17 protein-coding genes are annotated in these 25,561 nt (G+C 66.7%); 12 read left to right on the top strand and 5 right to left on the bottom strand.

The annotated features are described in order from the left end of the window. The first annotated feature begins 23 nt into the window (after positions 1-23). From AC5P8F_RS07590 to AC5P8F_RS07570, 5 genes are read left to right on the top strand one after another with little or no spacing between them, the layout of a single operon-like run. A complete protein-coding gene (locus AC5P8F_RS07590) occupies positions 24-1,391 on the top strand; it encodes an FAD-dependent oxidoreductase (protein ID WP_495227830.1) in 1,368 nt (455 codons plus the stop codon). Continuing rightward, the gene (gene sbcB / locus AC5P8F_RS07585) at positions 1,391-2,830 is read left to right on the top strand and encodes an exodeoxyribonuclease I (RefSeq protein ID WP_495227826.1); all 1,440 of its coding nucleotides are present in this window, start codon (positions 1,391-1,393) and stop codon (positions 2,828-2,830) included. The genes AC5P8F_RS07590 and sbcB overlap by 1 nt, the downstream gene beginning before the upstream one ends. Then, positions 2,827-3,513, top strand: coding sequence for a DUF2461 domain-containing protein (locus AC5P8F_RS07580; protein ID WP_032962055.1), 687 nt, complete (start codon positions 2,827-2,829; stop codon positions 3,511-3,513). Before sbcB ends, AC5P8F_RS07580 begins: the two co-directional genes overlap by 4 nt. Further along, positions 3,513-4,493, top strand: coding sequence for an aldo/keto reductase (locus AC5P8F_RS07575; protein WP_049408572.1), 981 nt, complete (start codon positions 3,513-3,515; stop codon positions 4,491-4,493). Before AC5P8F_RS07580 ends, AC5P8F_RS07575 begins: the two co-directional genes overlap by 1 nt. Before the next feature lie 42 nt (positions 4,494-4,535). Continuing rightward, on the top strand, positions 4,536-5,087 hold the full coding sequence (locus tag AC5P8F_RS07570) for a DUF2939 domain-containing protein (protein WP_495227823.1): 552 nt from the start codon (positions 4,536-4,538) through the stop codon (positions 5,085-5,087). Positions 5,088-5,258: 171 nt separating this feature from the next. On the opposite strand, the gene AC5P8F_RS07565 is transcribed toward AC5P8F_RS07570, so the two are convergent. From AC5P8F_RS07565 to AC5P8F_RS07555, 3 genes are all read right to left on the bottom strand, one after another. Beyond that, positions 5,259-6,203 carry a 5'-nucleotidase gene (locus AC5P8F_RS07565; RefSeq protein WP_005410242.1) on the bottom strand — a complete coding sequence of 315 codons (945 nt, stop codon included), beginning with the start codon at positions 6,201-6,203 and terminating at the stop codon, positions 5,259-5,261. Positions 6,204-6,250: 47 nt separating this feature from the next. After that, a complete protein-coding gene (locus AC5P8F_RS07560; RefSeq protein ID WP_032962058.1) occupies positions 6,251-7,024 on the bottom strand; it encodes an NAD kinase in 774 nt (257 codons plus the stop codon). 280 nt (positions 7,025-7,304) lie between these two features. After that, on the bottom strand, positions 7,305-12,281 hold the full coding sequence (locus AC5P8F_RS07555) for an NAD-glutamate dehydrogenase (protein ID WP_046431556.1): 4,977 nt from the start codon (positions 12,279-12,281) through the stop codon (positions 7,305-7,307). Positions 12,282-12,531: 250 nt separating this feature from the next. Here AC5P8F_RS07555 and AC5P8F_RS07550 point away from each other — a divergent pair, with 250 nt between their 5' ends. Genes AC5P8F_RS07550 through AC5P8F_RS07540 form a run of 3 tightly spaced genes read left to right on the top strand, consistent with a single transcriptional unit; the run spans position 12,532 to position 17,642 of the window. Beyond that, on the top strand, positions 12,532-13,188 hold the full coding sequence (locus tag AC5P8F_RS07550; RefSeq protein ID WP_046431559.1) for a TetR/AcrR family transcriptional regulator: 657 nt from the start codon (positions 12,532-12,534) through the stop codon (positions 13,186-13,188). Continuing rightward, entirely contained in the window at positions 13,188-14,453 is a 1,266-nt protein-coding gene (locus tag AC5P8F_RS07545; protein ID WP_288496560.1) for an efflux RND transporter periplasmic adaptor subunit, read from the top strand. The genes AC5P8F_RS07550 and AC5P8F_RS07545 overlap by 1 nt, the downstream gene beginning before the upstream one ends. A gap of 15 nt (positions 14,454-14,468) precedes the next feature. After that, positions 14,469-17,642, top strand: a complete 3,174-nt coding sequence (locus tag AC5P8F_RS07540; protein ID WP_046431562.1) for a multidrug efflux RND transporter permease subunit — start codon at positions 14,469-14,471, stop codon at positions 17,640-17,642. A 151-nt stretch (positions 17,643-17,793) separates the two neighbouring features. Here AC5P8F_RS07540 and AC5P8F_RS07535 read toward each other — a convergent pair whose 3' ends face one another. Then, positions 17,794-18,081, bottom strand: a complete 288-nt coding sequence (locus tag AC5P8F_RS07535) for a hypothetical protein (protein ID WP_046431564.1) — start codon at positions 18,079-18,081, stop codon at positions 17,794-17,796. A 130-nt stretch (positions 18,082-18,211) separates the two neighbouring features. After that, on the bottom strand, positions 18,212-19,360 hold the full coding sequence (locus AC5P8F_RS07530; RefSeq protein WP_049442456.1) for an acyl-CoA dehydrogenase family protein: 1,149 nt from the start codon (positions 19,358-19,360) through the stop codon (positions 18,212-18,214). A gap of 152 nt (positions 19,361-19,512) precedes the next feature. Here AC5P8F_RS07530 and AC5P8F_RS07525 point away from each other — a divergent pair, with 152 nt between their 5' ends. The 4 genes from AC5P8F_RS07525 (at position 19,513) to AC5P8F_RS07510 (ending at position 25,560) form a co-directional block, all read left to right on the top strand. Beyond that, a complete protein-coding gene (locus tag AC5P8F_RS07525; RefSeq protein WP_014037755.1) occupies positions 19,513-20,442 on the top strand; it encodes an ArsR/SmtB family transcription factor in 930 nt (309 codons plus the stop codon). 13 nt (positions 20,443-20,455) lie between these two features. After that, positions 20,456-21,547: a homocysteine S-methyltransferase family protein gene (locus AC5P8F_RS07520; protein ID WP_014647681.1), complete on the top strand. Its 1,092-nt coding sequence runs from the start codon at positions 20,456-20,458 to the stop codon at positions 21,545-21,547. 57 nt (positions 21,548-21,604) lie between these two features. Beyond that, positions 21,605-24,289, top strand: a complete 2,685-nt coding sequence (gene metH, locus AC5P8F_RS07515) for a methionine synthase (RefSeq protein WP_346601775.1) — start codon at positions 21,605-21,607, stop codon at positions 24,287-24,289. An 86-nt stretch (positions 24,290-24,375) separates the two neighbouring features. After that, positions 24,376-25,560 carry an MFS transporter gene (locus AC5P8F_RS07510; RefSeq protein WP_346601776.1) on the top strand — a complete coding sequence of 395 codons (1,185 nt, stop codon included), beginning with the start codon at positions 24,376-24,378 and terminating at the stop codon, positions 25,558-25,560. The last annotated feature ends 1 nt before the right edge of the window (position 25,561 follow it).

The following is a 25,561-nucleotide window of genomic DNA, read 5'->3' as shown; positions in this document are numbered from 1 at the left end:
CTCCCCTGCTGCTGGACAGTTCGTTGATCGCACATGCTTCCCGCTCGTTGAGCATTATCGGTGCCGGCCTGGCCGGGTCCCTGCTGGCCATCCTGCTGTCGCGGCAAGGCTGGCGCATCACCCTGTACGAACGCCGCGGTGATCCGCGCGTGGCTGATTACGAGAGTGGCCGCTCGATCAACCTGGCATTGGCCGAGCGTGGGCGCAATGCGCTGCGCCAGGCAGGTGTGGAGGACGAAGTGATGGCACGCGCGGTGATGATGCGCGGCCGCATGGTGCACCCCCGCGACGGCGAACCGCAGCTGCAGCGCTATGGCCGTGATGACAGCGAAGTGATCTGGTCGATCCACCGCAGCGATCTGAACACCACGTTGCTGGAACTGGCCGAGCAGGCCGGCGCCACCGTGCACTTCCATCGGCGCCTGCACACCGTTGATTTCGACGCCGGTTACGCGCGTTTCATCGATGACTGCGACGACAGCCCGCACGACATCCGCTTCGACACCCTGATCGGTGCCGACGGCGCCGGTTCGGCCCTGCGCGCGGCGATGAACCGCCGTGCCCCGCTGGGCGAGGACATCGCCTTCCTCGACCACTCCTACAAGGAGCTGGAGATCCCTCCGGCCGCCGACGGCAGCTTCCGCATCGAGCGCAATGCGCTGCACATCTGGCCACGCGGCCATTACATGTGCATCGCCCTGCCCAACCACGAAGGCACCTTCACCGTCACCCTGTTCCTGCCCAACCAGGGCGATCCCAGCTTCGCCACGGTCAACACCGGCGCGCAGGCCGAGGCGCTGTTCGCACGGGAGTTCGCCGACACCCTGCCGCTGATCCCGAACCTGCGCGCGGACTGGGAACAGCACCCGCCGGGGCTGCTCGGCACGCTCACCCTGGAGCGCTGGCACCAGCACGGTCGCGCCGTACTGATCGGCGATGCCGCGCATGCGATGGTGCCGTTCCACGGCCAAGGCATGAACTGCGCGTTCGAGGACTGCGTTGCGCTGGCCCGCCACCTGATGGAAGCGGATGACCTGGAAGGCGCGTTCGCCGCGTTCGAAGCCGAGCGCAAGCCGAATGCACGTGCCATCCAGCAGATGGCGCTGGAGAACTACCTGGAGATGCGCGACCGTGTCGCCGATCCTGCGTTCCTGCTGCAGCGCGAACTGGAGCAGGAACTGCAGCGGCGCTGGCCGACCCGCTTCGTGCCGCACTACACGATGGTCACCTTCCTGCACACACCTTACGCCGAGGCGCTGCGCCGCACCGAACTGCAACGCGACATGCTGGTGGCCGCCACCACCGGTCACGATTCACTGGACAACATCGACTGGGCCGCGCTGGAAGCGCAGATCCACGCGCAGCTGCCGGTCCTGGAGGGCGCGCACTGATGGCCGACAGCTTCCTGTTCTACGACCTGGAAACCTTCGGCCAGGACCCGCGGCGCACGCGCATCTCGCAGTACGCCGCGATCCGTACCGATGCCGACCTCAACGAGATCGATACGCCGGTCAGCTTCTTCGTGCGCCCGGCCGATGACCTGCTGCCCTCACCGATGGCGACCCTGGTTACCGGCATCACCCCGCAGCAGGCCCTGGCCGAGGGGATCAGCGAGGCCGAGGCCTTCGACCGCATCAACGAACAGCTGTCGCGCCCCGGCACCTGCGCGCTGGGCTACAACACGCTGCGCTTCGACGATGAATTCGTCCGCTACGGGCTGTTCCGCAATTTCCACGACCCGTACGAGCGCGAGTGGCGCAACGGCAATTCGCGCTGGGACCTGCTGGACATGCTGCGCCTGATGCGCGCGATGCGCCCGGACGGCATCCAGTGGCCGCTGCGCGAGGACGGCGCCACCTCGTTCAAGCTCGAGCACCTGGCCGAGGCCAACAACGTGCGCGAGGGCGATGCGCACGAAGCGCTGTCCGACGTACGTGCCACCATCGGCATGGCACGCCTGTTCAAGCAGTCGCAGCCGCGCCTGTGGGAGTACGCGCTGAAGCTGCGTGACAAGCGCTTCGTCGGCGGCCTGCTGGACGTGGCCGCGATGAAGCCGGTACTGCACATTTCCATGCGCTACCCGGCCAGTCGCCTGTGCGCGGCGCCAGTACTCCCGCTGGCCGTGCACCCCACCATCAACAACCGGGTGATCGTGTTCGACCTGGAAGGCGAGATCGACGACCTGCTGAAACTGCCGGCCGAGGTGATCGCACAGCGCCTTTACCTGCGCGCCAGCGAGCTGCCCGAAGGCGTGGCGCGGGTGCCGCTGAAGGAAGTGCATCTGAACAAGGTGCCAGCGCTGATCGCCTGGAACCACCTGCGCGCCGATGACCACGCGCGCCTCGGCCTGGACGTGGCCGCGATCGAGGCCAAGGTGGAACGGCTGCGCGCGTTCGCCCCGCAGCTAGCCGAGAAGGCGCGCCAGGTCTACAACCAGCCCCGCGTCGCCACCGTGGCCGACGTCGATGCCTCGCTGTACGACGGTTTCCTCGGCAACGGCGACAAACCGCTGCTTGCGCTGGCACGCACCACCGCGCCCGAGCAGCTGGCCGCGCTGGAAGGCCGTTTCCGCGACCCGCGCCTGCCGGAGCTGCTGTTCCGCTACCGCGCGCGCAACCACCCCGACAGCCTCGCGCCGGCGGAACGCCAGCGCTGGCAGGATTACCGCCGCCAGCGCCTGCTCGGCGACGGCGGGCTGGGCGAACTCAACCTGCCCCAGTACCGGCAGCAGCTCGATGCACTGGCCGCCGAAGCGCCCGACGATGCGCGGCGCCAGGCCCTGCTGCAATCGCTGCGCGACTGGGGCCAGCACCTGCAGGAGACACTGTGAGCACCTACTTCTCGGACGCCAGTTTCAGGTTCCTGCGCAGCCTGGCGCGGCACAACGACAAGGCCTGGTTCAACGACCACCGCCAGCAGTATGAAGACCACGTACGGCAGCCGTTCCTGCGCCTGCTGGGCGACCTGCAACCGGCCCTGGCCGAGGTCAGCGAACACTTCCGTGCCGATACGCGCGGCGTCGGCGGCTCGCTGTTCCGCATCCACCGCGACGCGCGCTTCTCCAACGACAAGTCACCGTACAAGACCTGGCAGGGCGCACGCCTGTTCCATGAGCGCCGCCGTGAAGTAGCCGCGCCTTCGTTCTACGTGCACCTGCAGCCGGGCGAGAGCTTCGTCGGTGCCGGCCTGTGGCATCCGGAACCGGAAACCCAGCGCCGCGTGCGCCACTTCATCCTCGACAACCCGGGCAGCTGGAAGGCCGCCGCGCACGCACCGGGCCTGCGCAAGCGCTTCGATTTCGAGGAGAGCGAAAAGCTGGTGCGTCCGCCGCGTGGCTTCCCCGCCGACTTCGAGTTCATCGACGACCTCAAGCACCGCAACTGGGTGATGTGGCGCTCGCTGGACGACGCCACCATGACCGGTCCGCGCCTGCTGTCCACGCTGGGCAAGGATCTGGCCGCGCTCGGCCCGTTCGTCGACTACCTGTGCGCGGCGCTGGACCTGGAATTCTGATGCCATTGGCACAGCAACGCCGCACGCTGGGCCGCACCGGCCTGGCGGTTTCGCCGGTGGGCCTGGGCTGTTCCGGCTTCTGGGGGCATCGCCGATTCCCGGAACAATCGGCCGCGAACGTGGTCGAGCATGCACTGGCACAGGGCGTGAACCTGTTGGACACCGGCCACAACTACTCCGGTTTCCACGCCGAGCCGCGGCTGGGCCGCATCCTGCGCCCGTTGCTGAAACAATACCCGCGCGACGCGCTGGTGATTTCCAGCAAGGGCGGCACGCTGACCGGCCAGGCCGGCGTCAGCGGCGCCGAGCAACGCAATTTCTCGCCGGCAGCCATCACCGCCAGCTGCGAGGCTTCGCTGCGCAATCTCGGCCTGGATCACCTGGACATCTACCAGTTGCATGGCGCCAGCGAGCACGACATCAACGATGACCTGCTGGCCGCGCTGCAGCGCCTGCGCGAACGCGGGTTGATCCGGCACACCGGCATCAACACCCACTCGGCCTCGACCCTGCGCTGGATGATCGCCCATCCCGACGCCTTCGATGTGGTGCTGCTGGACTACAACGCCCTGCAGCAGGACCGCGAACCGCTGATCGACCAGTTGCAGGCGGTGGGCATCGGCGTGCTGGCCGGGACCGTGCTGGCGCAGGGCCACCTGCTGCCCGCGCGCCCGCGCCTGCCACGGCTGGCCGATGGCTGGTACCTGGCGCGCGCCTGGCTGAAGCCCAGCAGCCGGCAGCTGATGCGCAGTGCCCGCCAGATGCGCCGGGCAGTGGCCGCGATCCGCAGCCAACGCCCGGCCCAGACCGCCTTCGCCTATGCGCTGGGCCATCCCGGCGTGGCCAGTGGCATCCTTGGCACCACCCGTACCCGCAGCCTCGACGAGGTGCTGGCGACGCGGCTGGAAGCGCTGACCCCGGCCGAACGGCAACAGCTGGTCGATGCCTTCGGTGACGGCCGTGGCTCGCCCAGTCATTGAGTCTTCACCCGGCACTGCCGCCATTGCGGCAGTCTGGTCGGCATGAAGAAACTCACCGCACTCATTGTGCTGCTGGTCCTGGCCGTCGCCGCCTGGTGGTTCGGCGGCCCCTACATGACCGTCAATGGCCTGTCCAAGGCCATCGAGCAGCGCGACACCGCCCGCCTGGAGCGTTACGTCGACTTCCCGCGCGTGCGCAGCAGCCTGCGTGCGCAGCTCAACGACTACCTGGTGCGCCAGGCCGGCCCCGACGTGGCATCCAGCCCGTTCGGCGCCCTGCTCTATGGGCTGGGCGACCAGCTTGGCGGTGCCGCAGTGGAGACCATGGTGACCCCGACCGGGATCGGCGCGATGCTGCAGGGCCTCGTGCTGTGGAAGCGTGGCCGCAATGAACTGCAGGGCGGCGATGCCTTCGGTGCGACCGAACCGGCGCGGCCGCTGAAGCATGCCGAGCATCATTTCGAGGCACTGGACCGATTCGTGATCGACGTCGATCGCGGCCCCGGCCAGCCACCGTTGAAGGTGGTGCTGGAGCCGCAGGGCCTGCGCTGGAAGGTGGTGGACCTGCAGCTGGGAATGTCGGGCAGCCCTTGATCGGACCCGTGGCCTGACGGCAGCGCCAACCAAGGTTGGCAACTACCGGGGCATGTGGCTCTGGTAGATGCCCACCTTGGTGGGCATGTGGCTCTGGTAGATGCCCACCTTGGTGGGCATGGGTCCTAGGCAGTGCCAACCAACGGTTGGCACCTACCGGTCGAGTCCGCCCTACCCCTCGTTGGCGACGCCGTGCGGCACGTGGCCGGCGGCCACATGCTCGCGGGCGCTGTCGATGTTGTGCTGCGAATCGTCGAAGAAGATGTCGGCACCGAAGGCCTGCAGGAACGGGCCCTTGTGACGGCCGCCCAGGAACAGTGCCTCGTCCAGGCGCACGCCCCACTCGCGCAGGGTGCGGATCACCCGCTCATGCGCCGGTGCCGAACGCGCGGTCACGAGCGCGGTACGGATCGGCGCGCTCTCGCCGGCCGGGAACACTTCCTGCAGCGTATGCAGGGCCGACAGGAAGCCACGGAAGGGACCGCCGCTGAGCGGCTCGCGGGCGCGCTCGCGCTCGTGGCGGCCAAACGCTTCCACGCCCTGCTCGCGCGAGATGCGCTCGCTCTCGTCACCGAAGATCACCGCGTCACCATCGAAGGCGATGCGCAGCTGGCCGGCCGGGCGACCAGTATCGATCTGGTCGGCGGCTGCCGCAGCGGTCTCGCCCGGCGGCTTGGGCAGGATGGTTGCCGCCGCGATGCCATGACGCAGCGCGCTGCGCACCGATTCGGGGTTGGCCGACAGGAACAGGTCGGTACCGAACGGCTTCACGTACGGCCAGGTCGGCTCGCCGGCGGTGAAGGTCGCGCGGATGATGCCCAGCCCATAGTGCTGGATCGAATTGAAGATGCGCAGGCCGGTATCGGCCGAGTTGCGCGACAGCAGGATCACCTCGACCCGCGGGTTCTCCGGGCTGGCGCCCTGGTTCAGCGCCAGCAGCTTGCGCACCACCGGGAAGGCCACGCCGGGGCCGAGGATATCGTCCTCGTGCTGGCGCTGGAATTCGGCGTAGGCCGCCACGCCATCACTTTCGAACAGCGCATGGCTTTCCTCGAGGTCGAACAGCGCGCGCGAGGTCACCGCGACGGTCAGCAAGCGGGGGGAGTTGTCGCCCATCGGTGGGGGTCCTTCAAGCGGTCGGCGGGGCCGGCCGCCCATTGTCCTCAAAAAACGAACTGTTCGCTCAGGATCCTGTCTTCCAGGTTGTGCTCCGGGTCGAACAGCAGGGTCACGCGGCGGTCCTTCGACTCGCGGATGGTCACCTCGACCACGTCGCGGGTCTCGTGCGAATCCGCCGTGACGCTGACCGGGCGCTTGTACGGATCGAGCACGCGGAAGCGCACCTCGGTATCGGCCTTGAGGATCGCCCCGCGCCATCGACGCGGCCGGTACGGGGCCAACGGCGTCAGCGCGATGGTGTGCGAGCCCAGCGGCAATACCGGGCCATGCGCGGAATAGTTGTAGGCGGTGCTGCCCGCCGGGGTGGCCACCAGCACGCCGTCACCGATCAGCTCGGCCACGCGTTCCTGGCCGTTGAGGTCGATGCCGATATGCGCGGCCTGCCGGGTCTGGCGCAGCAGCGAGACATCGTTGTAGGCCAGCGAACCGGTACTGGTGCCCGACTCGGTCAGCGCCACCATTTCCAGCGGGCGCAGGTTGGCCGGTTCGGCACGCGCAATGCGGGCCTGCACGTCGTCGTCGCCGCGGTACTGGTTCATCAGGAAGCCGACGGTGCCCAGCTTCATGCCGAACACCGGCTTGCCCAGGTGCCCATGCCGATGCAGGGTCTGCAGCATGAAGCCGTCGCCCCCCAGCGGACACAGCACGTCGGCCTGCTCCGGCGCGTGATCGCCATAACGCGAGACCATCGCGGCGCGGGCCATCTGTGCAGGTTCGGTGGCGCTGGCCAGGAAAGCGATGCGGGGGGTGTCGCTCATCGGTGGATCCGGGTGGGTGTGCCAGCAAGAGCATACCCGGTAGTGCCGGCCGCTGGCCGGCAGCTGCACCCGATTGTGGTCCATGCGGTTGCCGGCCAGCGGCCGGCACTACCCGGCAATGCAGAACGGCCCCGCTTTCGCGGGGCCGTTCCTCCAACTGCTGCAGATCAGGAGCCCCCTGAGTCAGGGGGGCGCGCCAACGGCGCGGGGGTCTGGGAGCATGGTTGGCATGGGGCCCACGGTTTGCAGAGCAAACCGTGGGGCGTCAGCGCGAATGCGCTTACGCACCATGCGCGGCCAGCTGACCCAGGCGCTGCACCGCGACCGAAACGGTCGGGTAGTCCAGGGTCTTCTGCTCGGCCAGTTCGGCCAGCATCGCCAGGGTGAAGCGCAGGCTGCTGTCGTCGCGACCCATCCAGGCCGCCACCTTTGCTTCGGCACTGCTGCCCTTGGTACCCAGCACCTGGCCCGCCAGATTGCGGTGGTTGGCGGCCAGCTCGTCACGCAGCACGCCACGTGCCACCGCGTGCCAACGGCCATTGACCTCCAGCGCATCGACCTGCTCGAACAGCCACGGCAGCTGCAGGGCATCGCCCAGGCGGAAGTGGACCTTGGACACGTCCACCGGCTTCAGCTTGCGGGTACGGGCCAGTTCGATGATGTCGAACGCCGGCTCCAGGAAGTGCAGTTCGGCCAGCTGCTGCGCCAGCGCGGACGGCAGGCCCTTTTCCTTCCACTCGGCCACCAGGGCTTCGTAGGTCGGACGCTGCGAATCCGGCAGCACACCCGAGGCAACGCGGATGTCGTTGAACGGGCCCTGGTAGCGGTTGACCGCTTCGGTGATGCCGGGCATCGCGCCGGGGCGCGACAGCAGCCAGCGCACGAACGAGCGCTGCAGCTTCCAGATCACTTCCAGGGCGTCGATCTGCACCGACTCCGGCACCTTGCCGTCGAGGGCATCGATCTGCGCCCACAGCGCGCGTGCATCCAGCGTTTCACGGCTGATGGTGTAGGCCTTGGCGACCTCGGCGATGGAACGGCCGGTGTCTTCCTGCATGCGCATCAGGAAGGTGGCGCCCATGCGGTTGATGGTCTGGTTGGTCACGGCCGTGGCGATGATTTCGCGCTTCAGGCGGTGACGCTCCATTGCGTCGGCATACTTCTTCTGCAGCGGGGTCGGGAAGTAGCGCTGCAGTTCCTTGGACAGGTACGGATCTTCCGGGATGTCCGAATCCAGCAGCTGGGCGAACGCCACCAGCTTGGAGTAGGACAGCAGCACCGACAGCTCCGGACGGGTCAGGCCCTGGCCGCGCGCCTTGCGCTGCGACAGCTCGGCATCGGACGGCAGGAACTCGATCTGGCGATCAAGCAGGCCCTGCTGTTCCAGGGTACGGATGAAGTGCTGCTTGGAACCCAGGCGCTTGACCGCCATCCGCTCCATCAGGCTCAGCGCCTGGTTCTGGCGGTAGTTGTCGTTGAGCACCAGCTCGGCGACTTCATCGGTCATCGAGGCCAGCAGCTTGTTGCGCTGCTCGACGGTCAGCTTCTTGGCCCGCACCACATCGTTGAGCAGGATCTTGATGTTGACTTCATGGTCGGAGGTGTCGACACCGGCCGAGTTGTCGATGAAGTCGGTGTTGAGCAGCACGCCGGCCTGCGCGGCTTCGATGCGGCCCAGCTGGGTCATGCCCAGGTTGCCGCCCTCGCCCACCACCTTGCAGCGCAGCTCGCCACCGTTCACGCGCAGCGCGTTGTTGGCACGGTCGCCGACATCGCTGTGCTGCTCGCTGGCGGCCTTGACGTAGGTACCGATGCCGCCGTTCCACAGCAGGTCGACCGGTGCCTTCAGGATCGCGCTCATCAGCTCGTTCGGCGACAGCGCCTTGACGTTCTCGTCCAGGCCCAGCGCTTCACGCACCTGCGGGGTGATCTCGATCGACTTCAGGCTGCGCGGGTACACGCCGCCGCCCTTGCTGATCAGCTTGGCATCGTAGTCCGCCCAGCTCGAACGCGGCACGGTGAACAGGCGCTCACGTTCGACGAACGTGGTGGCCGCGTCCGGGTTCGGGTCCAGGAAGATGTGGCGGTGATCGAACGCAGCCACCAGGCGGATGTGGCGCGACAGCAGCATGCCGTTGCCGAACACGTCGCCGGACATGTCGCCGACGCCGACCGCAGTGAAGTCCTGGCTCTGGCTGTCACGGCCCAGCGCACGGAAGTGGCGCTTGACCGACTCCCACGCACCGCGTGCGGTGATGCCCATGCCCTTGTGGTCATAACCGACCGAACCACCGGAGGCGAACGCATCGCCCATCCAGAAGCCGTGCGCGATGGCCAAGCCGTTGGCGATGTCGGAGAAGGTCGCAGTGCCCTTGTCGGCGGCCACCACCAGGTACGGATCGTCCATGTCGTGGCGCACGACATCCACCGGCGGCACGATCTTGTTGTTGACGATGTTGTCGGTGATGTCCAGCAGGCCCTGGATGAACAGCTTGTAGCAGGCCACGCCGTTGGCGAAGATCGCATCACGGTCGCCGTTCACCGGCGGGGTCTTGGCGAAGAAGCCGCCCTTCGCGCCGACCGGCACGATGACGGTGTTCTTGACCATCTGTGCCTTGACCAGGCCCAGCACTTCGGTACGGAAGTCTTCGCGACGGTCCGACCAGCGCAGGCCACCACGGGCGACCGCGCCGAAGCGCAGGTGGGTACCTTCCACGCGCGGGCCGTAGACGAAGATCTCGCGGTACGGGCGCGGCTTCGGCAGGTCCGGCACCAGCGCCGAATCGAACTTGAAGCTGATGACATGGCCGTGCTGGCCGTTGGCATCGGTCTGGTAGTAGCTGGTACGTAGGGTCGCGTCGATCACGCCCATGAACGAGCGCAGGATGCGGTCCTCGTCCAGGCTGGACACGCGGTCCATCAGCTTCAGCAGCGCATCGCGCGCGGCCTGCATCTGCGCGTCGCGGTCACCCTTGCGGGCGTCGACCACGGTCTTGAGCACCTTCAGGGTGGCATCGTCACCGGCAGCCAGCACGTCGAAGTGGGCCTTCAGCTGGGCCTGGCCGGCGGCGATGTCGTCCTTGCTTTCGTGGCCGGTGGCCGGATCGAAGCGGGCTTCGAACAGCTCGACCAGCAGGCGGGCCAGCAGCGGGTAGCGCGCGAAGGTGCCTTCCACGTAGGCCTGGGAGAACGGCACGCCGGTCTGCAGCAGGTACTTGCAGTAGCCGCGCAGCATGGCGACCTGGCGCCAGTGCAGGCCGGCAGCCAGCACCAGGCGGTTGAAGCCGTCGTTCTCGGCATCGCCGTGCCAGACGCGGGCGAAGGTCTCGCCGAAGGCTTCATCGACACTGGCGGCATCGATCGCGCCGGCGGTCGACTCGACCTCGAAGTCCTGCACGTACACCGGGGCGTTGTCGACCGACAGGCGGTACGGACGCTCGGCGATCACGCGCAGGCCCATGTTTTCCATCATCGGCAGCGCGTCCGACAGCGGAATGTCGTCAAGCTGGCGATACAGCTTCAGGCGCAGGCCATCACCGCTTTCGCGCGGCACGGCCTGCAGGCTCAGGCGCAGGTCGTCCGGGCCGGTCAGGGCGTCGAGCTGGCTGACATCGTTGGCGGCAACCGCGGTGCTGTTGTCTTCGATGTAGCCGGCCGGCAGCGCCTTGCCGATACGGGCGGCGATGCGCAGGCCTTCGGTCTCGCCGTGGCGGGCCACCAGCGCTTCGCGCAGGTCGTCCTGCCAGTTGCGCAGCACCTGGGCCAGCTTCTGCTCCAGTTCGGCGGTATCGACGTCGAGCATCTCACCCGGCTTCGGGCGCACGATCAGGTGCACCTGGGCCAGCGGCGATTCGCCCAGCACCACCGAGCTGTCGACGTACTCGCCGTGCAGCGCGTCCTTCAGCATCGCTTCGATGCGCAGGCGCACGTCGGTGTTGAAGCGCTCACGCGGCAGGTAGACCAGCGCGGAGATGAAACGGCTGTACTTGTCGCGGCGCAGGAACAGGCGGCTGCGCACGCGCTCCTGCAGGCCCAGCACGCCCATCGCGGTGCGGAACAGTTCGTCCTCGCTGGACTGGAACAGTTCTTCGCGCGGCAGGGTTTCCAGGATGTGGCGCAGGGCCTTGCCACTGTGGCTGGCCGGGGCCAGGCCCGACTGCTTCATCACGTGCTCGTGGCGCTGGCGCACCAGCGGGATTTCCCACGGGCGGCGGTTGTAGGCGCTGGAGGTGAACAGGCCGAGGAAGCGCTGCTCGCCGATGATCTTGCCCTTGGCGTCGAATTCCAGCACGCCGATGTAATCCATGTAGCCAGCGCGATGCACGCGCGAACGGGCATTGGTCTTGGTCAGGATCAGCGCATCCTTCAGACCGGACGTGGTGTTCAGGCCCTGCGCGGCCAGGGTCTTGACCGGACGGGCGGCGGACTTGTCCTTGCCGCGCATCAGGCCCAGGCCGGTGTCGTTCAGCGGCGCCAGCACCTCTTCCTTGCCCTGCTTCTCGACGCGGTATTCGCGGTAGCCGAAGAAGGTGAAGTGGTTGTCGGCGGCCCAGCGCAGGAACTCCTGTGCTTCCTTGCGCGATGCGTCGTCGACCGGCAGCTGGCGGCTGCCGAGGTCGTCGGCCAGCGCCAGCGCCTTGTCCTTCATCGGCTGCCAGTCGCGCACGATCGCACGCACTTCGTCCAGCGCCTTGTTGATGGCCTGTTCGATGGCAGCCATGGCGTCGGCCGGCTGGCGGTCGATCTCCAGCAGCATCACCGACTCGGCATCGCCCTCGCCGACCTTGACCAGCTTGCCGGCCTTGTCGCGGGTGAAGCGCAGCACCGGGTGGCCCAGCACGTGGACACCCACGCCCTGCTCGGCCAGCGACATGGTGACGGTATCGACCAGGAACGGCATGTCGTCGTTGACGATCTGCAGCACGGTGTGCGGCGATTCCCAACCGTTGGCCTTCGCAGTCGGATTGAACACGCGGACGTTGGCCTTGCCGGCCTTGCGGGCACGGGCGAATTCCAGCGTCTCAGCCGCGAGCGCGGCCCACTCTTCAGCGCTGTGGTGCGGGAACTCGTCCGATTCCATGCGCTTGTAGAAGTCAGTGGCGAAGGCCACCGCTTCGGCCTGTGCGGCCGCGGGGTAGCGCTTGCGCAAGGCCGTGTACACCGGCTCCAGGGAGAAACCAGCGGTCACTGCGACCTCCGACTCTGCTGGTTTCGTCTTGTTTTTCACGGTCTTGGCTGCGGTTTTTTGCGGTTTCATGGCAGAGCGATGCGCTTGCTCAGTTGGGAAAATGAAATTGTAGCCCTACCGCACGAAAAGGCCTTGCTGCAGGACGGAATAAGCAGATTCGGGTTTGCTGCGGTTTAGACGCCTATTCAGTTCGCTCCGGTATGGAGCTGGCGCCTGCTTCAGCACTGCCGACAGGATCGGCAAAGCGTGTTACCGGAAGACACACGCGGCGACGCCGATTCGATTCCACAATCCTGAACTGGACGGTATAGTCCACCGCGTGAACCCGGCCTACCTCCCCGTTGCCCTCGACGCGCGCGATGAGCGCGTGTTCGATGCCGTGCGCAGACTGCTGGCCGAGCAGGGCATGCAGATGAGCATGGACGCGGTGGCCCAGCATGCCGGCTGCTCCAAGCAGACTTTGTACTCGCGCTACGGCAGCAAGCAGGAACTGCTGCGCCGGGTGATGCAGCGCCACGTCGGCCACGCCACCGGGGCCATGCTGCGTGCACTCCGCGGTGACGACCTGCGTGCCAGCCTTCTCCAGTTCGCCACCGACTTCCTGGAGCATTTCAACCAACCGCACGTAGGACAGGCCTGCCGGCTGATTGCAGCCGAGGCAGCCCAGTTTCCCGAAGAGGCGCGTACGCTGTACCGGCACGGTGCCGGCGCGCTGACGCTTCATCTTGCTGAATGGATTGAAACCGTTTGCATGCAAGGCCAGCTCCGGCATGACGACCCGCACTTCATGGCCGAACTGCTGCTGAGCATGATCGCCGGTCAGGATTTCGACAAACAGCGCTTCCATACCCCCCATCGTGATGACGCGCTCCTGCGTCGGCGCTGGGCAGAGTTCTCCGTCGACAGCTTCCTGCGCGCGTTCGCGCCACAGCCGTCGCCGGCCCCGTCTACAAACCAACCCCGGAGTTCCTCCTGATGACCGCCCCACTCCGCACCCTTGCCTTGACGTGCGCCGTTGCTGTCGCGCTGGCTGCCTGCAAGAAGCCGGAACAGCAGACGCCCCCGCCGCCGGAGGTGGGCGTGATCGACGCCAAGCCGCAGACCCTGCCGCTGCAGCGCGAACTGGTCGGCCGCCTGTCGCCGTTCCGCAGCGCCGACGTCCGCGCACGCGTACCCGGCGTGCTGCTCAAGCGCGTTTACCAGGAAGGTTCGCAGGTCAAGCAGGGCCAGACCCTGTTCCTGATCGACCCGGCGCCGCTGCGTGCCTCGCTCAACGCCTCCGAGGCCCAGCTGGCTTCGGCCCGCGCCACCTACGCCAATGCCAAGGTCGCCGCCGATCGCGCGCGCTCGCTGGCGCCGCAGCAGTTCGTCTCCAAGTCCGACCTGGACAACGCCGAATCGGCCGAGCGCACCGCCCTGGCCGCCGTCAAGCAGGCCGAAGCGGCAGTGACCTCTTCGCGGATCAACCTGGGCTACGCCGAAGTGACCGCGCCGATCAGTGGCGTGGCCAACAAGCAGCAGGTCACCGAGGGCGCGCTGGTCGGCCAGGGCGATGTGACCCTGCTGACCACCGTTGACCAGCTCGACCCGCTGTATGTGAACTTCTCGCTGAGCGTGGATGAGCTGACCCAGCTTCGCGCGCAGCAGGCCAAGGGCTCGCTGGCGCTGTCCGGCGACGGCAAGGCCACGGTCAACGTCAAGCTGGCCGACGGCAGCACCTATGGTGAGCCGGGCACGCTGGACTTCTCCTCGACCACGGTCGACCCGGCCACCGGTGCGGTGTCGCTGCGTGCGCTGCTGCCGAACCCCCAGCAGATCCTGCTGCCGGGCGCCTTCGTCAGCTTCCAGGCCAACCTGGGCGAGCGCAACAATGCCTACCTGGTGCCGCAGCAGGCGCTGCTGCGTGACACCACCGGCGGCTACGTGATGGTGGTCGGTGCCGACGGCAAGGTGGTGCGCAAGAACGTGAAGACCGATGGCGCGCAGAACGGCAACTGGCTGGTCAGCGACGGCCTGGCCGCCGGTGACAAGGTGATCGTGGCCGGCGTGCAGAAGGTCAAGGAAGGTGCACCGGCGGTGGCCAAGCCGTGGACCCCGGGGCAGGACGCCAACGGCAAGCCTGCCGCAGGCGGCGCCGCTCCGGCGGGCGCAGCACCGGCGGCAGGCAAGGCACCGGCCGACGCCAAGCCGGAACAGGCCGATGCGGCCAAGCCGGCCACCACCGATTCGAACAAGCAGTAACGGGAACCTTCCGTCATGCCTAAATTTTTCATCGAACATCCAGTCTTCGCCTGGGTGGTTGCGATCCTGATCTCGCTCAGCGGCGTGATCGCGATCCTCAACCTGGGCGTGGAGTCCTATCCCAACATCGCCCCGCCGCAGGTCACCGTCTCGGCGACCTACCCGGGCGCCAGCGCGGACACCACCGAGAAATCGGTCACCCAGGTGATCGAGCAGCAGCTGACCGGTATCGATCACCTGCTGTACTTCAGCTCCTCGTCGGCCTCCAACGGCCGCGCGCAGATCACCCTGACCTTCGAGACCGGTACCGATCCGGACATCGCCCAGGTGCAGGTGCAGAACAAGGTTTCGCTGGCCACGCCACGACTGCCTTCGGAAGTGACCCAGCAGGGCGTGGTGGTGGCCAAGGCCAATGCCGGCTTCCTGATGGTGGTGGCGCTGCAGTCCGATACCCCGACCATCAACCGTGACGCCCTGAACGACATCGTCGGCTCGCGCGTGCTCGACCAGGTCTCGCGTATCCCCGGCGTCGGCAGCACCCAGCAGTTCGGTTCCGAGTACGCCATGAACATCTGGCTGAACCCGGAGAAGATGCAGGGCTATGGCCTGTCGGCCAGCCAGGTACTGGCCGCGGTACGTGCGCAGAACGTGCAGTTCGCCGCCGGTGCGCTGGGTTCGGACCCGTCGCCGGAAGGCCAGCACTTCACCGCCACGGTCTCGGCCGAAGGCCGCTTCAGCTCGCCGCAGGAATTCGAGAACATCATCCTGCGCGCCAACGCCGATGGCTCGCGCGTGCTGCTCAAGGACATCGCCCGCGTCGCCTTCGGTGCCAACAACTACGGCTTCGACACCCAGTACAACGGCAAGCCGACCGGCGCCTTCGCCATCCAGCTGCTGCCGGGCGCCAACGCCCTGAACGTGGCCGAAGCGGTGCGCGCCAAGATGGACGAGCTGCAGCCCAGTTTCCCGTCCGGGGTGACCTGGTTCTCGCCGTACGACAGCACCACCTTCGTCAAGATCTCGATCCAGGAAGTGGTCAAGACCCTGTTTGAAGCGGTCCTGCTGGTGTTCCTGGTGATGCTGATCTTCCTGCAGAACTTCCGCGCCACACTGATCCCGACCCTCGTCATCCCCGTCGCCCTGCTCGGTACCTTCCTGGGCATGTGGATGATCGGCTTCACGATCAACCAGCTGACCCTGTTCGCGATGGTGCTGGCGATCGGCATCGTGGTCGACGATGCGATCGTGGTGATCGAGAACGTCGAACGCATCATGAGCGAGGAAGGCCTGGCGCCGAAGCCGGCCACGCAGAAGGCGATGACCCAGATCACCGGCGCGGTGGTGGCGATCACCGTCGTGCTGGCGGCGGTGTTCATCCCGTCCGCCCTGCAGGGCGGCGCCGCCGGTGAGATCTACAAGCAGTTCGCCCTGACCATCGCCATCTCGATGGCGTTCTCGGCGTTCCTGGCACTGGGCTTCACCCCGGCGCTGTGCGCGACCTTCCTCAAGCCGACGCACAACGACAACCCGAACATCGTCTACCGCACCTTCAACAAGTACTACGACAAGATCAGCCACACCTACGTGGGCCACATCACCTCGGCGGTGCGCCATGCGCCGCGCTGGATGATCCTGTTCGTGGTGCTGACCGCGCTGTGCGGCTTCCTGTTCACCCGCATGCCGGGCAGCTTCCTGCCGGAAGAAGACCAGGGCTATGCGCTGGCGATCGTGCAGCTGCCGCCGGGCTCGACCAAGGGCCAGACCAACGAAGTGTTCGCGCAGATGCGTGGCATCCTGGAAAAGCAGGATGGCTATGAAGGCATGCTGCAGGTGGCCGGCTTCAGCTTCGTCGGTTCCGGCGAGAACGTGGGCATGGGCTTCATCCGCCTGAAGCCGTGGGAGGAACGCAAGTTCACCGCGCCCGAGTTCATCCAGAACATGAACGGCGCGTTCTACGGCATCAAGGAAGCGCAGATCTTCGTGGTCAACCTGCCCACCGTGCAGGGCCTCGGCCAGTTCGGCGGCTTCGACATGTGGCTGCAGGACCGCAGTGGTGCCGGCTACGAACAGCTGACCCAGGCGCGCAACATCCTGCTGGGCAAGGCCGCGCAGAAGCCCGAAGCCCTGGTCGGCGTGCGTCCGAACGGGCTGGAGAACGCCCCGCAGCTGCAGCTGCACGTGGACCGCGTGCAGGCGCAGTCGATGGGCATGTCGGTGTCGGACGTGTACAGCACCATCCAGCTGATGCTGGCCCCGGTCTATGTCAACGACTTCTTCTACGAAGGCCGCATCAAGCGCGTGACCATGCAGGCCGATGGCCCGTACCGCACCGGCCAGGAGTCGCTGAAGAGCTTCTACAGCCCCTCCACCCTGACCCAGAACGCCGATGGCACCAACGCGATGATCCCGCTCAACACGGTGGTCAAGTCCGAATGGGTGTCGGCACCGCCGTCGCTGAGCCGCTACAACGGCTACTCGGCGATCAACATCGTCGGCTCGCAGGCCCCGGGCACCAGCTCGGGCGAAGCGATGCAGACCATGGAGAGCATCGTCAACGACGACCTGCCGGCCGGCTTCGGCTACGACTGGTCCGGCATGTCCTACCAGGAAATCCTGGCCGGCAATGCCGCCACGCTGCTGCTGGTGCTGTCCATCGTGGTGGTGTTCCTGTGCCTGGCCGCCCTGTATGAAAGCTGGTCGATCCCGGTGGCGGTGCTGCTGGTGGTGCCGCTGGGCGTGCTGGGCGCACTGGGCCTGTCGATGCTGCGCGGCCTGCCCAACGATCTGTTCTTCAAGATCGGCCTGATCACCGTGATCGGCCTGGCCGCGAAGAACGCGATCCTGATCGTGGAGTTCGCGGTGGAGCAGCGCGCAGCCGGCAAGAACCTGCGCGATGCCACCATCGAAGCGGCCCGCCTGCGCTTCCGCCCGATCCTGATGACCTCGTTCGCGTTCATCATGGGCGTGATCCCAATGGCGATCTCCACCGGCGCCGGCGCCAATTCCCGCCACGCCATCGGTACCGGCGTGATCGGCGGCATGCTGTTCGCCACCCTGCTCGGCCTGCTGATGATCCCGGTGTTCTTCGTGGTCGTGCGCCGCATGCTGGGCGACAAGCTGGATGAACCGTCCAAGGAGTTCATGGAACGCCAGCGCGACGCGGATGCTGCACACCGTCCGGATCGTTGATCCGGCAGTGCGCTGAAACGAAAAGGCCCCGGAGCGATCCGGGGCCTTTTTCTTGCCGCCTTTGAATTCATGCCAACCAAGGTTGGCATCTACCAGGGCAACGGCATGCCCGGTAGCCGCCAACCTTGGTGGGCGCCGTTCGAGTCACGTCTCAGCGCAACAGCGCGACCACCACGCACACTGCCACGATTACCAGTGCAGCCCACTGCATCGGCACGAAAAAGAAATGATGGGGCGCCACTTCGCCCTTCTGCCGGGGTGCCCGGTTGAGCCACAGGCCCAGCAGCACGTTCACCGCCGCGCCAATGCTGGCACCCAGCAACACCTGCGAGAGTGGGGTGTTGCCCTTGGGGCCTGCGTGCGGGAAGAAATACGCCAGCAGCAGGATCGCTGCGATCGGCGTGATCAGTGTCAGGATTCCCCAACCACGATAGATCATCTGTGCAGACCGTATGGAAACGGCCTGCATTGGAACAGATCCGGCATCGTTCGGCCAAGAGCACAGCGCATTCACGCGTGGCGCGGATCGACCGGCCGCGCCGCCCTTGCAGCGGCGCGGCCGTTGCGTCTCAGCGCAGCCCGGTTTCGTTGCGGGCGATCACCAGGCGCTGGATTTCCGAGGTGCCTTCATAGATCTCGGTGATCTTGGCATCACGGAAGTAACGCTCCAGCGGCATCTCCTTCGAATACCCCATGCCGCCGTGGATCTGCACCGCCTGGTGGGTGATCCACATCGCCGCTTCCGAGGCGGTGAGCTTGGCGATGGCGGCTTCGTTGCTGAAGCGCTTGCCCTGGCCCTTCACCCAAGCCGCGCGCAACGTCAGCAGCAGCGCTGCATCCAGCTTGCACTTCATGTCGGCAATCTTGGCCTGGGTCATCTGGAAGGTGCCGATGGCGGCACCGAAGGCCTTGCGCTCCTTCACGTACTCCAGGGTCGCTTCATAGGCGGCACGGGCGATGCCGATGGCCTGCGAGGCGATACCGATGCGGCCGGCATCGAGCACGCTCATGGCGATCTTGAAGCCCTCGCCCTCCTGGCCCAGCACGTCCTCGGCCTGCGCCACGTAATCGTTGAACTCGATCTCGCAGGTGGCCGAGGCGCGGATGCCCAGCTTGGGCTCGGTCTTGCCACGACCGAAACCGGCCTTGTCGGTATCGATGAGGAAGGCGGTGATGCCGCGCGCGCCCTTGTCCGGCTCGCTCATCGCGAACAGCACGATGTACTTGGCCACCGGGCCGGAGGTGATCCAGCTCTTCTTGCCATTGATGACGAAGGTGCCGTCGGCCTGTTTCACCGCGCGGCAGCGCATGGCAGTGGCATCGGAACCGGACTGCGGCTCGGTCAGCGCGAACGCGCCGATGGCGGTGCCTTCGGCGATGGCACGCACGTAGGTCTGCTTCTGCTGCTCGGTACCGTGGGTGAGGATGCCGTTGCAGAACAGCGAGTTGTTGACCGACATGATGGTCGAGTGAGCGGCGTCGGCGGCGGCGACCTCCACCATCGCCAGCACGTACGCAACCGGGTCCATGCCCGCACCGCCGTACTCGGTCGGCACTTCGATGCCCATCAGGCCGTTCTCGCCCAGCAGGCGGATGTTGTCCAGCGGGAACTCGCCGGTGCGGTCATGGTGCTCCGCGCTGGGGGCGATCTTTTCCTGCGCGATGCGCCGCGCCACGTCCTGCAGCATCAACTGCTCTTCGGTAAAGCTGAAATCCACAACACCCTCCCGGGTACATGAAGTTATGGGCCGCATACGGCGCGCCCAGGTGCTCCGATTGTACCGGGGGCCGGCTGTTTCCGTACGCTGGCGACTTGACCGCGGCAGCCTCCTCGGCGAATATATCTCTATATCGCGATAGGTAGATATTTATGGATCTGGAAGACTGGTCGACCCGCCTGAAGGTGTTCGCCGATGCCACCCGCGTGCGCCTGCTGGCGCTGCTGGAGCAGGAGGAACTGACCGTGGCCGAACTGTCGGCAATCACCCGGCTGGCGCAGCCGCGCGTGTCCACCCACCTGGCGCGCCTGAAGGAAGCCGGCCTGGTCCGCGACCGCCGTGCCGGCGTGTCGGCCTACTACCGTTTCGACGAAGCCCAGCTGGACCCGGCGCAGCGTGCATTGTGGCATGCCTTGAGCAACGGAAGCGACGACCCGTTGCTGCGCCAGGATGCCGAGCGCGTGGCTGCAGTGCTGGCCCATCGCGCCTCTGACCAGAACTGGGCCGACAGCGTGGCCGGCGACATGGAGCGCCACTACTCTCCGGGCCGTACCTGGGAGGCGCTGGCGCGCACCGCCTTGCCGTTGCTGGAGACCGGCGACGTGCTGGACATCGCCTCCGGTGACGGCGTGCTGGCCGAACTGGTCGCCCCCCACGCCAAGCGCTACATCTGCATCGATACCAGCGCGCGCGTGGTCGCCGCTGCCAGCGAGCGCCTGCGCCGGCTGCCCAATGTGGAAGTCCGCGAGGGTGACATGCATGCCCTGCCGTTCAAGGACGGCAGCTTCGACCTGGTGGTGCTGATGCACGCGCTGACCTATGCCAGCAAGCCGGCGCAGGCCGTAACCGAAGCCGCACGCGTGCTGCGCCCGGGCGGCCGCCTGCTGCTGTGCAGCCTGGCCCGTCACGAGCACAAGGCAGCGGTGGAGGCCTATGGCCACGTCAACCTCGGCTTCAGCGACAAGGAGCTGCGCAAGTTCGTCGACAAGGCCGGCCTGCAGGTGTCCAGCCTGGAAACGGTCACCCGCGAGAAGCGTCCGCCGCACTTCGAAGTGATTTCGCTGATCGCCAACAAGCCCTGAGCCCGAGACCACCATGCCCGCCCTGCCCTGGTTGCATCCTGACCGTGCCAACGCCCTGCTCGACGCCCTGCGCGAGCGGATCCTGATCATCGACGGCGCGATGGGCACGATGATCCAGCGCCATGGCCTGCAGGAAGACGACTACCGCGGCGAGCGATTCGCCGGTGGCTATGACCATGCGCACGGTCCCGGCTGCGACCACGGCACGCCTGAAGGCCATGACCTGAAGGGCAACAACGACCTGCTGCTGCTGACCCGGCCGCAGGTCATCGCCGACATCCATACCGCATACCTGGACGCCGGGGCGGATCTGGTCGAGACCAACACCTTCAACGCCACTTCGGTCAGCCAGGCCGACTACCACCTCGAACACCTGGTGTACGAGCTGAACAAGGCAGGCGCCGCTGTTGCACGCGCCTGCTGCGATGCGGTGGCTGCGGCCACGCCGGGCAAGCCGCGCTTCGTGATCGGGGTGATCGGTCCCACCAGCCGCACCGCTTCGATCAGTCCCGACGTCAACGATCCGGGCTTCCGCAACACCAGCTTCGACGAGTTGCGCGACACCTATCGCGAAGCCATCGAGGGCCTGATCGATGGCGGCGCCGACACCCTGATGGTCGAGACCATCTTCGACACGCTCAATGCCAAGGCCGCGCTGTATGCGCTGGAGGAGGCCTTCGACGCGCGTGGTGCACGCCTGCCGGTGATGATCTCCGGCACCATCACCGACGCCTCCGGGCGCACCCTGTCCGGGCAGACCGCCGAGGCCTTCCATGCGTCACTGGCGCATGCGCGCCCGCTGTCGATCGGCTTGAACTGCGCGCTGGGCGCCGAGGCGATGCGCCCGCACGTGGAGACCCTCTCGCAGGTCGCCGACTGTTACGTCAGCGCACATCCCAACGCCGGCCTGCCCAACGCCTTCGGCGAGTACGACGAAACGCCTGAAGAGATGGCCACCACCCTGCGCGGCTTCGCCGAGGATGGCCTGTTGAACCTGGTCGGCGGCTGCTGCGGCTCCACCCCCGACCACATCCGTGCGATCGCCCGCGCCGTGGCCGGGCTGCCGCCGCGCGCCCTGCCCGGTGTCCAGGAGCAGGCCGCATGAATGTCGCCGCCACCGTTCCACACTTCCCGCCCTCCTGCTGTTGAGCCGACGCCTGCCATGACGCCTGTCCGCCCTACCCGCCTGTCCGGCCTGGAACCCCTGGTCATCACTCCGGACCTGCTGTTCATCAACGTCGGCGAACGCACCAACGTCACCGGCAGTGCGCAGTTCCGCAAGCTCATCAAGGAAGGCCGCTACGAAGAAGCGGTGGACGTGGCCCGCCAGCAGGTCGCCAGCGGCGCGCAGATCCTCGACGTCAACATGGACGAGGGCCTGATCGATTCGGAAGCGGCGATGACCCGCTACCTCAACCTGATCATGTCCGAGCCGGACATCGCCCGCATCCCGGTCATGGTCGACTCCTCCAAGTGGAGCGTGATCGAGGCCGGGCTGAAGTGCCTGCAGGGCAAGAGCGTGGTCAATTCGATCTCGCTGAAGGAAGGCGAGGCGCTGTTCCGCGAACACGCGCGCAAGGTCCTGCGCTACGGCGCCGCCGCGGTGGTCATGGCCTTCGATGAAAGCGGGCAGGCCGATACCCGCGCGCGCAAGGTCGAGATCTGCACCCGCGCCTACCGCATCCTGGTCGACGAGATCGGCTTCCCGCCGCAGGACATCATCTTCGACCCGAACATCTTCGCCGTCGCCACCGGCATCGAAGAGCACGACAACTATGCGGTGGACTTCATCGAAGCCACCCGCATCATCAAGCAGACCCTGCCGCACTGCCACGTCTCCGGCGGCGTCTCCAACGTCTCGTTCTCGTTCCGCGGCAACGAAACGGTGCGCCAGGCCATCCACTCGGTGTTCCTCTACCACGCCATCGCCGCCGGCATGGACATGGGGATCGTCAACGCCGGCGCCATGCCGATCTACGACGAGCTGGAGCCTGAGCTGCGCGAGCGCGTCGAGGACGTGATCCTCAACCGCCGCAGCGATGCCACCGAGCGCCTGCTGGAGATCGCCGAGCGCTACAAGGGCAGCAAGGGCGCGGCGAAGACCGAGGACCTGGCCTGGCGCGGGAAGCCGGTGGCGCAGCGCCTGGCACATGCGCTGGTGCACGGCCTGGATGCCTTTGTCGAGCAAGACACCGAGCTGGCCCGGCAGGCCTCCAGCCGCCCGCTGGACGTGATCGAGGGCCCGCTGATGGACGGCATGAACATCGTGGGCGACCTGTTCGGTGCCGGCAAGATGTTCCTGCCGCAGGTGGTGAAATCCGCACGCGTGATGAAGAAGGCGGTGGCCTACCTGCTGCCGTACATCGAGGCGGAGAAGGCACGCAGCGGTGATACCGCCAAGAGCAATGGCAAGATCATCATGGCCACGGTGAAGGGCGATGTGCATGACATCGGCAAGAACATCGTCGGCGTGGTCCTGGCCTGCAACAACTTCGAGGTGGTCGACCTGGGCGTGATGGTGCCGGCGCAGAAGATCCTCGATGCCGCCCGCGAGCACAACGCCGACCTGGTCGGCCTGTCCGGACTGATCACCCCGTCGCTGGAGGAGATGAGCCACGTCGCCCGCGAGATGGAGCGCCAGGGCTTCGACCTGCCGCTGCTGATCGGCGGCGCCACCACCTCGCGCGCGCACACCGCGCTGAAGATCGACCCGCACTACAAAGCGCCTACGGTGTGGGTGAAGGACGCCTCGCGCGCGGTGGGCGTGGCCCAGTCGCTGATCTCACGCGACCTGCGCGAAGCCTTCGTCGCGGCCAACGAGGCCGACTATGCCGAGATCCGCGCCCGCCACCGCAACCGTGGCGACGCCAAGCGCCTGGTGACGCTGGAACATGCGCGCGCGCAGAAATTCCAGGGCGGCTGGGACAGCTACATGCCACCGGCACCGGAACAACCCGGCCTGCACGTGTTCGATGACTACCCGCTGGACGAACTGGTCGACTACATCGACTGGACACCGTTCTTCCAGGCCTGGGAGCTGGCCGGCAAGTTCCCGGCCATCCTCACCGACGAGATCGTCGGCACCCAGGCCAGCGAGCTGTACCGCGATGCGCGCGCGATGCTCGAGCGCATCGTCGGCGAGAAGTGGCTGACGGCCAAGGCCGTGTTCGGCCTGTGGCCGGCCAACAGCATCGGCGACGACGTCCGCGTGCAGCACCCGCAGGGCGAAACCACCCTGCACTTCCTGCGCCAGCAGGTAGACAAGCCGGCCGAGCGCCCGGACTTCTGCCTGGCCGATTTCATCGCGCCCCTCGACAGTGGCAAGCAGGACTGGATCGGCGCGTTCGCAGTCACTGCCGGTATCGGCATCGACGCGCACGTCGCGCGCTTCGAGGCCGAGCATGACGACTACAACGCGATCCTGCTGAAGGCACTGGCCGACCGCCTCGCCGAGGCGCTGGCCGAGCGCCTGCACCAGCGCGTGCGTACCGAATTCTGGGGCCATGAGCGCGCCGAGGCGCTGGACAACGACGCCCTGATCGACGAGCAGTATCGCGGCATCCGGCCGGCGCCTGGCTATCCGGCCTGCCCGGAACACAGCGAGAAACGGCGCCTGTTCGACCTGCTGCAGGCCGAAGCAAACGCCGGCATGGAATTGACCGAGAGCTTCGCGATGCTGCCCACGGCCGCTGTCTCGGGCTACTACTTCAGCCATCCGCAGAGCCAGTACTTCGTGGTCGGCCGGCTCAGCCGCGAACAGGTCAGCGACTACGCCCGCCGCAAGGGCGTGGACCGTGCCCAGGCCGAACGCTGGCTGGCCTCCAACCTCGACTACGACCCCGAATGACACAAAAAGGGGACGGAGGGGATTAAGTCGCTTATGCACAAACGACTTAATTCCCTCCGTCCCCTTTTTTGCCTCATCATTCCGCGATGACCGTTCCCGTTGCACGCCTCTCCAGCTTCTACCTGTTCTACTACGCGGCGCTGGGCGCGTTCACGCCGTACTGGAGCCTGTTCCTGACCGCGCGCGGCATGAGCGTGACGGCCATCAGCGTGATGATGGGCCTGTGGTACGCCACCCGCGTGATCGCGCCCAGCACCTGGACCTCGCTGGCGGCCGCATCGCCACGACCGATCCGCCTGCTGCGCGCGGGCTGCGTGCTGACCCTGCTCAGCTTCGCGCTATTCCTGCTGCCGCTGCCACAGCCGTGGATGTACCCGGCGATGGTGGTGTTCTGCTTCTTCTACAACGCGGTGATGCCGCAGTTCGAGTCGATCACCCTCACCCATCTGGGCAACGACAGCCATCGCTACGGGTTGATCCGGGTCTGGGGCTCGCTCGGCTTCATCGCCGTCGTGACCCTGTTCGGCTGGCTGATCGAAGATGACGGCACGGCCAGCCACGCCGGGCTGCTGCCGTGGATGATGCTGCCACTGTTCGCGCTGCTGGTCGCCTCGGCCTTCAGCAACCACTACGCGCGCGGCATCGGCAAGACCGGCGGCGACGCCAGCGGCTTCTGGCAGATCGTGCGCCGACCGCCGGTGCTGGCGTTCTTCCTGGCCGCCTTCATGGAGCAACTGTCTTTCGGCCCGTACTACACGTTCTTTTCGGTCTACATGGACCATCACGGCTACCGCACGTCCACCCTGGGCCTGTTGTGGACCATCGGTGTGGTCTTCGAAGTGGGCGTGTTCTTCACCATCGGCCGCTTCTTCCGCCGCTATGACGCCAGCTGGATGCTGTTGATCGCGCTGGTCAGTTCCTGCCTGCGCTGGGCCGTGACCGCACTGTTCCCGGAAAACCTGCCGGTGATGCTGCTGGCGCAGAGCGCGCACGCGCTGGGCTTTGCGGCGTTCTTCGCAGCAGCGATGCAGATGCTGGCGACCTACTTCCCCGGTCGCCTCAATGGGCATGGCCAGGGGCTGCTGTACGGATTCTCGTCCGGTGTCGGCGGTGTGCTCGGCGCACTCATTGCCGGCCAACTGTGGAAGATCGACGATGGTCGCACCGCGTTCCTGGCCGGCAGCGGCTTCGCCCTGATTGGCGCCCTGCTCTGTTTCTTCGCACTGAGCCTGCCGCTCATACGTGCGCGACGGAACAGCCACGCGCGCTGAC

This window comes from Stenotrophomonas sp. YJH_SMC_69 (genome assembly GCF_059370495.1).
The sequence above is the reverse complement of the archived record's forward strand: the minus strand, read 5'-3'. Positions and strand labels throughout refer to the sequence as shown.

Coding starts and splice junctions, on each gene's coding strand:
- sbcB (WP_495227826.1), top strand. CDS start 1,391: ATGGCCGACAGCTTCCTGTTCTACGACCTGGAAACCTTCGGCCAGGAC.
- AC5P8F_RS07575 (WP_049408572.1), top strand. CDS start 3,513: ATGCCATTGGCACAGCAACGCCGCACGCTGGGCCGCACCGGCCTGGCG.
- AC5P8F_RS07570 (WP_495227823.1), top strand. CDS start 4,536: ATGAAGAAACTCACCGCACTCATTGTGCTGCTGGTCCTGGCCGTCGCC.
- AC5P8F_RS07565 (WP_005410242.1), bottom strand. CDS start 6,203: ATGGGCGACAACTCCCCCCGCTTGCTGACCGTCGCGGTGACCTCGCGC.
- AC5P8F_RS07560 (WP_032962058.1), bottom strand. CDS start 7,024: ATGAGCGACACCCCCCGCATCGCTTTCCTGGCCAGCGCCACCGAACCT.
- AC5P8F_RS07555 (WP_046431556.1), bottom strand. CDS start 12,281: ATGAAACCGCAAAAAACCGCAGCCAAGACCGTGAAAAACAAGACGAAA.
- AC5P8F_RS07545 (WP_288496560.1), top strand. CDS start 13,188: ATGACCGCCCCACTCCGCACCCTTGCCTTGACGTGCGCCGTTGCTGTC.
- AC5P8F_RS07540 (WP_046431562.1), top strand. CDS start 14,469: ATGCCTAAATTTTTCATCGAACATCCAGTCTTCGCCTGGGTGGTTGCG.
- AC5P8F_RS07535 (WP_046431564.1), bottom strand. CDS start 18,081: ATGATCTATCGTGGTTGGGGAATCCTGACACTGATCACGCCGATCGCA.
- AC5P8F_RS07525 (WP_014037755.1), top strand. CDS start 19,513: ATGGATCTGGAAGACTGGTCGACCCGCCTGAAGGTGTTCGCCGATGCC.
- AC5P8F_RS07520 (WP_014647681.1), top strand. CDS start 20,456: ATGCCCGCCCTGCCCTGGTTGCATCCTGACCGTGCCAACGCCCTGCTC.
- metH (WP_346601775.1), top strand. CDS start 21,605: ATGACGCCTGTCCGCCCTACCCGCCTGTCCGGCCTGGAACCCCTGGTC.
- AC5P8F_RS07510 (WP_346601776.1), top strand. CDS start 24,376: ATGACCGTTCCCGTTGCACGCCTCTCCAGCTTCTACCTGTTCTACTAC.